Raw genomic sequence first — 12,618 nt, forward strand, 5'->3', positions numbered from 1 at the left:
TGCATGGATGAGGTATTCGGCAAGGGCAGGGTCCCAGGGCGCTGCCTGTTCTGCGAGGCGCTCGCTGCCGAGGAGCGCGCCGGTGAACGTGTGGTGCTGCGGTCGGAGCACGGGGCGGCCTTCGCCCCGTTCGCCGCCCGGTGGCCGTACGAGGTGCATCTCAACGCCCGCAGGCACATGCCCGACCTTCCCAGCTTGGCCTCCGCTGAGCGGGCGGAACTGGCCGGCGTATACCGCGACGTACTGCGGTGCTTCGAGGACGTCGCGGAAGAGGCGTTGCCTTACACAGCGACATGGGTACAGGCACCGGCCCGGCGAGACCGGCATCCGAACCACCTGCACGCGCAGATCATCTCCGACCGTTTCCGGCCGGACCGGCCTAAACGGCTGGCGGCCGGTGAGCTGGGAGCTGGCACCTTCGTCAGCGAGGCCGTGCCCGAAGACACCGCGCGCAGCTCGCGCAGCGCCTGCGGACCTTCCCGGCGGCGTGACACCACAGTCGCTTCCCGGCAGTGACTCCCCGGTCTCCGGTTCCGTCGGGCAGCACAGCCGCGACGCCGACGGCCGGGTGGGCGGCACGGTCGTGTGGATCGCGATACCGAACAGCGTTCCAGGCAGCTCAGGGCTGCGGGTGTACCACCTGTACGCCCCGCTCCCGCATCGCCTCCACGACCGGGTTGTCCGGGGCAGCGTCCGTGACGACAAGGGCGATCTCGTCGACTGAGCAGATACGACCGAGCGCCACGCGACCGAGCTTCTCCGCCGTGGCCACCAAGATCACCCGTTGCGCCGCGTCGATAGCCGCCCGCTTCACCCGGACGTCGTCGAGGTTGTACGCGGTGGCTCCGTGGGCCGGGTCCACCCCGCAGCAGCCCAGGACAAAGGTGTCGAAGCACAGCTCCTTGAAGGTTTCGGCGGGTGTGTGGCCGTGGAAGGAGAGTTCTCCCGGCCGGATCTGGCCACCGGGCAGCAGCAGCTGGATGTCGGAGTACGTCGAGAGGGCGAAGGCGGCGTGCAGCGACAGCGGGGTGACCGTGAACTGCCGGTTCTCCATGGCCTTGGCCACGGCCACCAGGGTCGTACCAGTGTCCAGGGCGACCGTCTCGCCGTCCGTCAGCAGCGACAGAACCGTGCGCGCGAGTCGCTCCTTCGTCTGCATCCCCGACATGGCGCGGATGGCGTACGGCGGTTCCACCCCGCCCGGCAGGTTGCTCACCGCGCCCCCACGCACCCTGCGCAGGGCACCGCGCGATTCCAGGACTTCCAGGTCACGGCGGATCGTCATCTCGGACGCCCCCGTCGCATGGGCGAGGTCTGCGACGGTGGCGCGGTTCTCCCGCATGAGCAGCTCGATCACGAAGTTGTGTCTCTCCAGCACGTTCATGTCAGCGAGGGTATCGGCTGTGTGGACAAGCCCTGATCGATTGAACATAGGATCTGTTCGAAACCACATGATCTGTGGGAGTATTGAGCCGTGCCGCTCATGTGATGTGGGCTTTCTGGTGTGTCAGATGTCCGCCTAACCATCCCTGGAGGAGTTCGATGCCCACCGCACGCAGACCCGATCCGTCCGGGGTCACGCAACGGCAGCTCACCGCGCTGGCGATCGTCGCGTCATGCGTGGCCTTCGTGGTGATCGGAGCCCTCCAGGCGCTGTACGGTCCGGCGATCCCCCAGTTGCGCAAGGACTTCGGTGTCAGCCCCGGCGTCGCCGGACTCAGCCTGAGCGGACACTTCGCCGCCGCAGTGGTCGGCGTGCTCGTCTATCACGTGCTCTGTGCGCGACTGGGCCACCGCGTCCTGCTCGGCGCCTCCTACCTCCTCATGGCGCTGGGAGCCGTGCTCTTCGCCGTCGCGCCCAACTGGCCCCTGGCCCTCGCCGGAACCTTTGTCATCGGCCTCGGCTTCGGCGGCGTCGACTACGGCCTCAACCAGCTGTTCGCCGGCGCTTTCGGCCGCCGCAGCACCGCCATGCTCAACGTGCTCAACGGCCACTTCGGCGTGGGTGCCATCGCGGGGCCCGCTCTGGTGGGATGGCTCGGCGCCGAGCAGTATCCGGCCATCTTCGTCGGCGTCGCGGTCGTCTGTGTGCTCATCCTGTTCACCCTCGGCGGCGTGGCCGCGCGGGATCCTGAGCTCGTCACCGAGACGGCGTCCGGCACAGGTGCGCGTGTCGCGCCGATCATCGCCGCGTTCATCGGCATCTACGTGCTCCACGTGGCGATCGAGACCGGGGTCGGCGGATGGGAGCCCACCCACCTGGAGACCGTCGGCTACGGCGCTGCCGCCGCCGCCACGGCCACCTCGGCCTATTGGGCGGCCATGACCATCGGCCGCTTCGTCGTGGTCCCGCTCTGCCTGCGCTTCTCGGCACCCGCGATCCTGACAGTGTGCTGCATGGGCATGGCGGGATTCCTGCTGCTCGCGACCCTTCCCTCGGTGGCGCCCTACGCCTACTTCGGAGTGGGCCTTGCCATCGCGCCGATCTTCCCCACCTGCCTGCCCTGGCTGGACCGGGCGGTGCCGAGCGTCGCCGCGGCCGGCGCCTATGTGATGGCCGCATCGATGATCGGCGGCGTCGCCTTCCCGCCGCTGCTCGGCGTGGTCATCGACAGCCTGGCCATCAAGGCGCTCCCACTTGTCCTGCTGGCCCTGGCCAGCGTCTGCCTGCTGCTCAGCCTCTGGCTGCGCAAGAATGCCCCAGATCCCGACGGGCTGCCCACATCGAGCCCCGGCCCCGTTGGGGCCGCCAGCCCTTCGGAGGTGCAGGCGTGAAGGCCGTCCTCTTCGATATGTTCGGAGTCCTGGCACGTGTGCAGTCTCCGCAGTCGCAAGCTCTGATCGAACGAACAGCTGGTGTGAGCGGAGAATGGTTCTGGGACGCCTACTGGTCACTGCGCCCGCCGTACGACCGCGGTGATGTCCAGGGCCCCGCCTACTGGAAGGGCGTGGGTGAACGGCTCGGCATGTCGCTGACCGGCGGCCAGGTCGACGACCTGATCGCCGCGGACCTGGCCAGCTGGAGCGAGATCGACCAGGAGAGCGTGGACTTCCTGGCCGAGGTGGCCCGCCGGGGGCTGCGGCTCGGACTTCTCTCCAACATCCCCGAGGAGCTCGCCGCCCACTACGAGGCCACCCAGGACTGGCTCGGACACTTCAGCGTGGTCGGACTGTCCTGCCGGATCGGCAGCGCCAAACCGGAACCGGCGGCCTACGAGTGGTGCAGCCGTGAACTTGGGCTGTCCGCCCAGGAGATCCTCTTCGTGGACGACCGCTCCGACAACGTCCGGGCGGCCCGTGAGGTCGGCATGCACGGCCATGTGTTCACAGGCGTCGGCGCCCTCGCCGCGGCCCTGGAGGAGGGAGCGGGCGGGTGACGTCGACCCCTCTCCTGCTGGCCCTGTGCGGGCCGGGAGACGACGGGGGCTGGCCCTGGTCGTCCCGGAGCGAGGCCGGACGCGCGGTGGTCGGAGCGGCGCTGTTCGAACTCGCCCGCGAGGGCCGACTGGAGCTGTCCGACGATCGCGTCGTGCCGTGTGGCGGGGGCCCGACGGGTGACGGGGTGCAGGACCAGCTGCTCGGCCGCGTCAGCAGGGCCGGTCGGGCACGGGCACCCTGGGTCTGGATGGAGTTGCTCGGCCCCGACGCGCTGCGGCACGTCGAGGAGGAGTGTGCCCACGCCGCCGCCCCCGGTGCGCTGCGCCGGCGGGTCGGCGAGGCGAGGGCGCAACCGGGGCCACCGGCATGGGGCAAGGGACCGGATTCCTTGTGCTGGGGCTGTATGCGGTCGCCTTCGCGGTGCTGGGTGGACTGCGGTTCCTACGATACGAAGTCTCCTGACCCATTGGCCCGTCGAGAAGAAGAGACCTAAACGGAGGGACAGAACCAGCATGAATAAGAGCAAGAAGAAGGCAATCCTGCGCTGGAGCCCAGTGGTGATCCTGCTGGTCCTGGCACTGGTGGCCCCGCTCTTCGGGAACAGCCCCGTTGCGGTCGTGATGCCACTACTACTCGCCATAGTTCTGGCGGGTGTCAATGTGATGCAGAAGAAGCAGAAGCAGTCCCGCACCAGGGCATAGACGGGCAGGCTCACAGGGCGGGAGTCAGTTGGGCGGACACATGAGCCGCCAGCTGACTTCTGTCCCGGAGCCCCGTCACGCCGCCCGGTGCCGGCGGTGCAGGGAGCTGATGACCTCGCCGGTGGCGACGTCGAACGCCGCGAACAGCGTGGTCGGCCCGTTGCGGACGTAGTCGTGGGTGCGCCGCTCGGGCATGCCCGGCATCATCGGCAGCACCGGCTGGGAGCGGTCCAGGGCCTGGATCTGGGACTTCTCGTCCACCGACAGGACCACCGCGCCCTCGGGCGGGTTGAAGTACAGCCCGATAACGTCGTAGACCTTGTCCACGAAGAACGGGTCCGTGGACAGCTTGAAGGTGTCTGTCAGGTGCGGCTTGAGCTGGAACTTCCGCCAGATCCGACCGACGGTGGACTTGGACAGGCCGCTGTGCTCGGCCATCGATTTCCGCGACCAGTGCGTGGCATTCTTCGGGATCTCCTCCAAGGTGGCGACCACCACCGCCTCCACCTGGTCGACGCTGATGGTGGGTGGCCGGCCCGGCCGGGGCTCGTCGGCCAGGCCGTCCAGCCGCTCGGCGAGGAACCGCCGTCGCCACTTGCGGACTGTGTCCGCGGAAATCCGCAGGTTGCGGGCCACCTCGACGATCGGCGGGACATCAGGACCGGCACACGCCAGCACAATCCGCGCGCGTAACGCGAGCGCCTGGGCGGAGTTGGCCCGCCTCGTCAAGCGTTCCAGCACAGCACGCTCGTCATCGCCCAGCAGCAGCGGTTCCAACTTCGGACCACGACGCGGCACCGGCACCCCGGCAGGAGAACTCATACGAGATCTAACGACGGACTACCGGCGCAGGACACTAGTCGGACGGGCCGAGAATGGCGGGAAGGTCGTCCATCCAAGCGAGGACCGCTTCTTCGTAGCGGATCCCGAAGGCCAGGGTGGCGCGCTGGTAGGCGTCGATCCCCGCGGTCTCCAGACGCGCCTGGTACGTCTTGAGGCGTTGCCGGTGGACTGTGCGGTGGTGGTCGACGTGGCACAGCAGCCGGTCGCGGTCGAGGTGACCGCCGAAGGCGATCGTCAGCAGCAGGGGGTAGCGGATCTGTTCCGTGCCCGGGGGCGTGACGATCCACTGTGCGAACGCCTCGCGCCCGGCCTCGGTGAGGCGGTAAGGGACGCGGGCGCGCGGTCCGGCGTCCCCTGCCGTGACCAGCCCACGCTCGGCGAGGGCGGCGAGTTCGCGGTAGACCTGGCTACGGGTGACGGTCCAGAAGTCGCCGACGAGCTCCTCGGCGATGGCGACGAGTTCGTATCCGCTTGCCTCCCCGGTGTGGAGAAACCCGAGGAGTGTGGCGGCTGTGGCGTTGAGGCTGTCCATGAAGCGGCCCTCCCTTGACACTCCACAGTGGACGGTACATGATGCTGGCCGTCGATAGTCCACTGTGGTCGGTCCAATGTGCAATTCCCCCCTGTGCCGCCCGGACCGGGCTCTTGTGGGAACGGCGCAACGGGGAGTGGTGTGATGGCGCGGTTCGGCCTCGGCTTCCAGAGCCTGGATGACGAGACTCATGCAGTGGAGCTCCCGGTCAGCGGGCGCCTGCCCGAGTGGTTAAGTGGCGTGCTGCTGCGGAACGGACCCGCCAGGTTCGAGGCCGGCGGCACGGGGTTCCGCCACTGGTTCGACGGACAGGCCATGGTCCACCGGTTCGCCGTCGACGGCGGCCGGGTGGAGTACACCAACCGTTACCTCGACACGCCGAGCAGCCGGGCCGTTCTCCGGGAGGGCCGGATCCGTTACCAGGAATTCGCCACCGACCCCTGCCGAAGTCTCTTCGCCCGTTTCTTCACGCCTTTCCAGCGCACACGGCCCGTCAACCCGAACGTGAACATCGCCAGGTTCGGGGACCAGGTCGTCGCGCTCACCGAATCGCCGCTGCCGGTCGAGTTCGCGCCGGGAACCCTCGCCACTGTCGGAGTGGTCGATTACGACGACCGGCTCGGCGGGCAGTTGACGACGGCGCACCCCCACCAGGACCCGGTCACCGGCGACCTCGTCAATTACGTGACGCATTTCTCGCGGCGCAGCGAATATCGTGTGTACCGTCAGAGGCATGATGGCAGGCCGCGTCGCGAACTGCTCGGGCGGTACCGTGTCGACGAGCCCGCCTATATGCACAGCTTTGCCATCACCTCCGGGCACGTAGTGCTCGTCGAATTTCCCCTGGTGGTGAACCCCTTCAGGCTTCTGCTGAGCGGTCGGCCGTTCATCGAGAATTACCGCTGGAAGCCGGAGCGCGGAACTCGGTTCATTGTCATGGACCGAGACAGCGGACACGTGCGCGCGGTGTTGCGCGGCCCGGCGTGTTTCGCCTTCCACCACATCAACTCCTGGGAAGACAACGGCCGGCTGTTCATCGACCTGTGCGCATACCGGGACGCCTCGATCATCGAGGCCCTGTACCTCGACACCCTCCGTGGCGGGGGTGCTCTCCCGCAGGCCACGCCCACGCGGTTCTCCGTGGATCCCGAGGCCGGCACGGTCACGGCGGAAGAGCTGTCGGGGGAATCCCTGGAGTTGCCGCGCATCGCCTATGGGCAGCGCAACGGCCGAGCCTACCGCTACGCGTACGGTGTCGGTTCCCGTGATCGCCGGACCGATGACTTCCTCAACCAGCTGGTGAAGCTCGACGTCGGTGACGGCAGCACGCTTCTGTGGCGGGAGGAGGGCTGCTACCCCGGCGAGCCCGTCTTTGTCACGGCGCCCAGCGGTCACGGGCGGCGCGGAGCGGAAGACGACGGGATCGTGCTCGCGGTCGTCCTGCGTTCGGCGACCGCGTCGTCGTATCTCCTGGCGCTCGATGCGCGGACCTTCCAGGAGCTGGCTCGGGCCGAGGTCCCGCACGCCGTCCCGTTCGGGTTCCACGGCACCTTCCTCCGGTAGCACCGCAGCGGGTGAATTCGGGTTCCGGAAGTAGATAATTCTGAGGCCGCGGAAGATCGTCCGCGTTCGGAATTTGGCCGCAGATTTGTCATGTCCATGGCATTCCTTGCGCATCTGGAAGTGGCGAGTGCCGTGTTCTCTTTCGCGAATTAAGGAAAGCCATTTCTCTCCATCTGACCGCCCGGTAATAATCCTGACTCCGTTCATTTTCCGGAAAACAATGGATACCCACTGTTAACGAGTGGTCTCTTGAGGGTCCATAACTGCCGCTCTAGGCTTCAACTACTGGCTGGAAAGAGCCGGTCGCGGAAGTGTCCCATCGCCGTCGGCGAGCGAAGAGCGAACCTGGATCCGGGCTTACTGGGGGTAAGGAGGGCTTTGGGTCTGTCGTTCCGGCGACTTCTGGATGGCGATGGGGTCGCCGTCTCCAGTGAAGTCGGTCGGATTGTTCCGCTGTTTTCGTCCTCATGATTCGCGGCTGTCTGCGGAATTCCTCCGTCCGTAGAACTCTTCACGCGAGCCCTACCGCGTTCTGTCCCGCTCGGGTCCGTCCCGTTTCCCCGGAAAGGAATCATCATGCCCGCAGTGAGCGCGCTCGAGGCGCAGGAGTGGTTGATCGAGAAGGTCGCGCACCGCCTCGGTGCAGAGCAGGCCGAGGTCTCGCCGGAGATGTACTTCGACGAGATGGACCTCGACTCGACGGAAGCCCTGATCCTCGCCGGCGAGATCGAGAACTGGCTGGGGTTCGAGCTCAGCACGACGACGCTGTGGTACCACCCCACCATCAAGGACCTGGCCGCTCACATAGCGGAGGAGAGCGACCGACGTGCAACCTCCGCGTAGCGCTGAACGGCCCGTCGTCCACCGCTACCGCGTAGCGGCGACGGGCAGGCACACCGTCTACCTGGTCCATCCCGGCGCGCTCGACGCGTCCGTCCACCGCGGCCTCGCGGAGGCCCTCCCCACGGGCGTGGGGCTGGCCGTGCTCGACCTGGGAGGTCTGCCGGAGTACTGGCAGGCCGCGCTCACCGGCGGCCGTGCCGCCACCACGGTCGACGCCCTGGCCTCCCGGTTGCTGACGGCTCTCCGGGTTGCCCACATGGAGGGCGACTACGTGCTGGCAGGCTGGTCCTTCGGCGGTGTGGTGGCGCACGCCATGGTTGGTCTGTCCGCGTCGCACCGCCGTCCAGGGCGGCTGATGCTGCTGGACAGCATCGCGCCCGTCGCGGCGTACAAGCAGGACGACGACGCGCTCGAACCGCCCCTCCTGCTCGGCTGGTTCACCATGTACCTCGGCGCAAAGCGGGGCCGCCCGCTGCCCCTCGACGCGGAGCGACTGGCCGGCCTCGGTGTCGACGACGGCCTGAAGGTGGTGCTGGAGGCCGCCATCGCCGCCGAGGTGCTGCTGCCCTCCACCCCGCTCCCGGGACTGCGCAAGCTCTACGACACCTATGTTGACGGCCTGCTGCGCAACAACCGTCTGACCAATCCTCACCGTCCGCTGCCGGCACCGGTTCCCGTGGTGCTGGTCAAGGCCGAGCGCAGCCTCATCCCCGGGGACCGAACGCTGGGCTGGGAGCCCCTGGCTCCCTACGGCCTCGAGGTGCACTCCTGCCCGGGCGACCACTACACCATGCTCACCCGCCCCGACGCCGCGGCCGCCATCGCGTCGTTGCTCGAAGCCGCCTGACCACGGATACCGGGAACCTCAGGTATCTCGGCATCGAGTACCAGCAGAACCTTCGCCGGTAGGCCCACCCTCCGCAACGAGGCCGGGCCGCACTGCCCTGCCCCGACACTCGAGAGAGCCTCGCTGTGAACGTTTCGCAGGATTCCGACCTCGACCGCCGCCTCGCCCGCGACCCGATCGCGATCGTCGGTCTGTCCGCCCTCTATCCCAAATCCCGTGACCTGCGGGAGTTCTGGGCCAAGGTCGCCGCGGCGGCCGACTGCATCGAGGACGTGCCCGCCACCCACTGGGACGTCGACGAGTTCTACGACCCCGACCCGGCGGTGCCGGACAAGACCTACGCCAAGCGCGGCGGTTTCATCCCGGACACGCCCTTCAACCCGCTGGAGTTCGGGCTGCCGCCGAACACCCTGGAGGTCACCGACGTCCTCCAGCTGCTCAGCCTGGTGGTCGCCCGCGACCTGCTCAAGGACGCCGGGGCGGAACAGTCCTGGTACGACGCCTCGCGCACCGGCGTCGTGCTGGGCATCACCGGCGCCAACCAGCTCACCCAGCCGCTCACCGCCCGCCTGCAGACCCCCGTCCTGAAGGAGGTCGTCCGCAGCTGCGGCCTCTCCGACCGGGACGCCGAAGAGATCGCGGCGAAGTTCCGCCTCGCCTACGCCCCCTGGGAGGAGAACTCCTTCCCCGGCATGCTCGGCAACGTGGTCGCCGGGCGGATCGCCAACCGGCTGGACCTCGGCGGAATCAACATGACCGTCGACGCCGCATGCGCCAGCTCGCTGGGAGCCGTCAAGGCGGCCGTGAGTGAGCTGCTGGAGCGCCGTGCGGACACCATGCTGGTGGGCGGCTGCGATGCCGAGAACACCATCTTCATGTACCTCTGCTTCAGCAAGACCCCGGCGCTCTCCAAGTCCGGCCGCATCCGGCCCTTCGACCAGGACGCCGACGGCACGCTGATCGGCGAGGGCATCGGCATGCTGGCGCTGCGCCGGCTCAGTGACGCCGAGCGGGACGGCAACCGCGTCTACGCCGTGCTGCGCGGTATCGGCGCCGCCAGTGACGGCCGGTTCAAGTCCATCTACGCCCCGCGCAAGGAGGGCCAGGTCCTCGCCCTGGAGCGGGCCTACCACGACGCCGACTGCTCCCCGGGCGACGTCGAGCTCTTCGAGGCGCACGGCACCGGCACCGCCGTCGGCGACGCCACCGAGCTCAGCTCGCTCGCCGCCGTCGTCACCGCGGCAACCGAGGAGCGGCAGTACGCGGCCGTGGGCAGCGTCAAGTCGCAGATCGGGCACACCAAGGCGGCGGCCGGCGCGGCCGGCATGATCAAGCTCGCGCTGGCCCTGCACCACAAGGTGCTGCCGCCCACCATCAACGTCGACCAGCCCAACCCGGCCGTCGACTTCACAGGCGGCCCCTTCTACGTCAACACGCAGCTGCGGCCCTGGATCCGCGACCCGCGCCGCCCGCGGCGCCGGGCCGCCGTGTCGTCCTTCGGCTTCGGCGGCACCAACTTCCACGTGGTGCTGGAGGAGTACAGCGACGGCGAGGACCTCCAGGTGATGTTCTCGGTCGCCCAGGTCCACCTGTGGCACGCCGCCGATACAGCGGCGCTCACCGCCGCGCTCGCCGAGGGCGCGCCCGCGCAGGGCGGTCCCGTCCCCGAGGGTCACGCCCGTGTCGCCTTCGCCGCGCAGGGCCCCGAGAACGCCGCGGCACTGCGGGAGCTCGCGCTGCACGAACTGCGCGCCCGCCCGGAGGCCGACTCCTGGTCGCACCCCAAGGGCGTCTTCTTCCGTCGCCGCGCCGCCGAGGCCGGGGAGCGCGGCAGGATCGGCGCGCTCTTCGCCGGGCAGGGAAGCCAGTACGTCAACCCGGGCATGACCGCGGTGCTGGCGCTGCCGCCGCTGCGCGCCGCCTTCGACCGCGCCAACCGGCACTTCCGGGGCGCCGAGCCGCTCTCCCGGATCGCCTTCCCGCCGCCCGCTTTCGACGAGGCCACGCGCACGGCCCAGGAGACCGCACTGCGCGCCACCGAGTACGCCCAGCCCGCCATCGGCGCCCTCGCCGCCGGTCAGTTCCGTTACCTCAGCGAGCTGGGCTTCGCCCCGGAGGGCTACCTCGGGCACAGCTTCGGCGAGCTGACCGCGCTGTGGGCGGCCGGGGCGCTGGACGACGACACGTACTTCGCCCTCGCCAGGGCCCGGGGCGCCGCCATGGCGCCGCCCGCCGAGCCCGGCTTCGACGCCGGGGCGATGGCCGCCGTCAGCGCCCCGGAGGAACGGGCGGCGGAGCTGCTGGCCGGCATCCCCGGGCTGCACGTCTGCAACCGCAACGCGCCGGACCAGATCGTGGTCGGGGGCGCCACCGAGGCCGTACAGCAGCTGGTGGCCGCCGCGGGCGAGGCCGGGATCAAGGCGTCCCGGCTGCCGGTGTCCGCGGCCTTCCACACCCCCTACGTCGGCCACGCCGTGGAGGCGTTCCGGGCCCATGTCGAGGCCGCAGAGGTGGCCGAGCCGCACGGACCCGTCTACGCGAACACCCGAGGCGTCGCCTACGGCGCGGACCTCGCGGCCAATCGCCGGATCCTCGCCGAGCAGCTCATCCACCCGGTGGACTTCGCCGCCCGGGTCGAGGAGATGTACGCGGCCGGGTTCCGCACCTTCGTCGAGTTCGGGCCGAAGAGCGTGCTCACCCAGCTGGTGCGGCGCATTCTCGGCGAGCGCCCCCACACCGCGCTGGCTGTGGACGCCGGCCCGGGCCGCGACGCGGACCTGGCGCTGAAGCAGGCGGTGGCCCGACTCGCCGTCCTGGGGCTGCCGCTGAGCACCGCGGACCGGTACGTCGCCCCGCCGGTGGAGCGAGGGCCGGTCAAGGGCATGGCGATCATGCTCAACGGCATCAACTACGTCTCGCCGGAGCGGAAGGCCGCGTACCGGCAGGCGATCGAGAACGGCTACCGGACAGCCGCGCCGACCACGCTCTCCGTGCCGTCCGAGCCGAACGCGTCTGACCCCGCGCCCGAGCCGGTGGCGCCGCTGCCGGTCGCCCACCTGCCCGGCGCGGTCGCCGCCGCCGTCCAGCCGACGGCCGACACCGAACGGGGCACAGCCGCGGCCGTCGCCACGCTGCCGGTGGCGGCTCCTGCGCCGTCCCTCGCCCCGGCCCTCGCACCCGTCCCCACTGCTCAGGAGACCGCATCCGTGGACAACGACCGTCTGGCCAACGTGATCGCCGACCACCTGGCGCTGCACGACGAGTACCTCAACGGGCAGTTGAACAGCGCACAGCGCCTCGCCGGTCTGTTGGAGCGCGCCTACGACAAGGGGCAGCTGGACCAGGTGCTCTCCGGCGTCACCGCCGTCAAGGACCATAGCCTGGCCATCGGCCGCACCCACCTGCGCGCCAACGAGATCCTGTGCGAGCTGGCCGGACTGGAACTCGGCGCGGCTCCCGCGGCCCGGACGGCGCCGGCTGCCGTGGCCGCCCCCGCGCCCATGCCGGAGGCGTACACCGCGCCCGCCCCGGCCGCCGTCCGCGCCCCCGCGGCGCAGTCGGTGGCCGTCCCCGCCGCACCCGCCATCGCCGCGCTCCCGGCCCCGGCGCAGACCCCGGCCCAGGCCCAGGCCCCGGCGCCCGCGCCGGTCGCCGCCGCTCCCGTTTCGGCTGCCGCTTTGGGGCCTGACGTGGCGACGGTGGCTTCGGTGCTGTTGGAGGTGGTGGCGCAGAAGACGGGTTATCCGGCGGAGATGCTGGAGCTGGGGATGGATGTCGAGGCGGATTTGGGCATCGATTCCATCAAGCGGGTGGAGATCATGGGTGTGCTGCACGAGCGGTTCGCCTTGGGTGCGGCTGCCAGTCCGGAGCAGTTGGCCGAGTTGCGGACGCTTGAGGACATCGTGGGCTTC

Annotated in this window: 11 protein-coding genes and 1 pseudogene; 9 read left to right on the forward strand and 3 right to left on the reverse strand. The window is 69.6% G+C overall.

From position 1 onward, the window contains the following. The first annotated feature begins 3 nt into the window (after positions 1 to 3). Positions 4 to 516, forward strand: coding sequence for a hypothetical protein (locus ASC56_RS25405; RefSeq protein ID WP_055493845.1), 513 nt, complete (start codon positions 4 to 6; stop codon positions 514 to 516). A 103-nt stretch (positions 517 to 619) separates the two neighbouring features. Here the strand turns inward: ASC56_RS25405 and ASC56_RS25410 are convergent, their stop codons facing one another. Beyond that, on the reverse strand, positions 620 to 1,384 hold the full coding sequence (locus tag ASC56_RS25410) for a DeoR/GlpR family DNA-binding transcription regulator (RefSeq protein ID WP_063785001.1): 765 nt from the start codon (positions 1,382 to 1,384) through the stop codon (positions 620 to 622). A gap of 158 nt (positions 1,385 to 1,542) precedes the next feature. On the opposite strand from ASC56_RS25410, the gene ASC56_RS25415 reads away from it, so the two are divergent. Genes ASC56_RS25415 through ASC56_RS25430 form a run of 4 tightly spaced genes read left to right on the forward strand, consistent with a single transcriptional unit; the run spans position 1,543 to position 4,079 of the window. Then, complete coding sequence (locus ASC56_RS25415) at positions 1,543 to 2,775, forward strand: sugar MFS transporter (protein ID WP_063785002.1); 1,233 nt, start codon at positions 1,543 to 1,545, stop codon at positions 2,773 to 2,775. Positions 2,776 to 2,792: 17 nt separating this feature from the next. Then, on the forward strand, positions 2,793 to 3,377 hold the full coding sequence (locus ASC56_RS25420) for an HAD family phosphatase (RefSeq protein WP_055493882.1): 585 nt from the start codon (positions 2,793 to 2,795) through the stop codon (positions 3,375 to 3,377). After that, positions 3,374 to 3,871, forward strand: a complete 498-nt coding sequence (locus ASC56_RS25425; RefSeq protein WP_055493847.1) for a GPP34 family phosphoprotein — start codon at positions 3,374 to 3,376, stop codon at positions 3,869 to 3,871. Before ASC56_RS25420 ends, ASC56_RS25425 begins: the two co-directional genes overlap by 4 nt. 19 nt (positions 3,872 to 3,890) lie before the next feature. Next, positions 3,891 to 4,079, forward strand: a complete 189-nt coding sequence (locus ASC56_RS25430; RefSeq protein ID WP_055493848.1) for a hypothetical protein — start codon at positions 3,891 to 3,893, stop codon at positions 4,077 to 4,079. 81 nt (positions 4,080 to 4,160) lie between these two features. Here the strand turns inward: ASC56_RS25430 and ASC56_RS25435 are convergent. Continuing rightward, positions 4,161 to 4,901 (reverse strand): annotated as a pseudogene (locus ASC56_RS25435) (IS630 family transposase); the annotation flags it as partial. Between the two features lie 34 nt (positions 4,902 to 4,935). Further along, positions 4,936 to 5,454 (reverse strand): PadR family transcriptional regulator, encoded by a 519-nt coding sequence (locus ASC56_RS25440; protein WP_055493849.1) that lies wholly within the window; start codon positions 5,452 to 5,454, stop codon positions 4,936 to 4,938. Between the two features lie 144 nt (positions 5,455 to 5,598). Between ASC56_RS25440 and ASC56_RS25445 the strand changes: the two genes are divergently transcribed. The 4 genes from ASC56_RS25445 to ASC56_RS25460 form a co-directional block, all read left to right on the forward strand. Further along, on the forward strand, positions 5,599 to 7,017 hold the full coding sequence (locus ASC56_RS25445) for a carotenoid oxygenase family protein (RefSeq protein ID WP_055493850.1): 1,419 nt from the start codon (positions 5,599 to 5,601) through the stop codon (positions 7,015 to 7,017). A 576-nt stretch (positions 7,018 to 7,593) separates the two neighbouring features. Then, positions 7,594 to 7,860, forward strand: a complete 267-nt coding sequence (locus ASC56_RS25450; protein ID WP_055493851.1) for an acyl carrier protein — start codon at positions 7,594 to 7,596, stop codon at positions 7,858 to 7,860. Further along, positions 7,844 to 8,707, forward strand: a complete 864-nt coding sequence (locus ASC56_RS25455; RefSeq protein ID WP_055493852.1) for a thioesterase domain-containing protein — start codon at positions 7,844 to 7,846, stop codon at positions 8,705 to 8,707. Before ASC56_RS25450 ends, ASC56_RS25455 begins: the two co-directional genes overlap by 17 nt. Positions 8,708 to 8,832: 125 nt before the next feature. Continuing rightward, positions 8,833 to 12,618 (forward strand): type I polyketide synthase (locus tag ASC56_RS25460; protein ID WP_159039703.1); only part of this gene is annotated, 3,786 nt, incomplete at its 3' end.

This window comes from Streptomyces sp. TP-A0356, assembly GCF_001417775.1.
Taxonomy (GTDB): domain Bacteria; phylum Actinomycetota; class Actinomycetes; order Streptomycetales; family Streptomycetaceae; genus Streptomyces.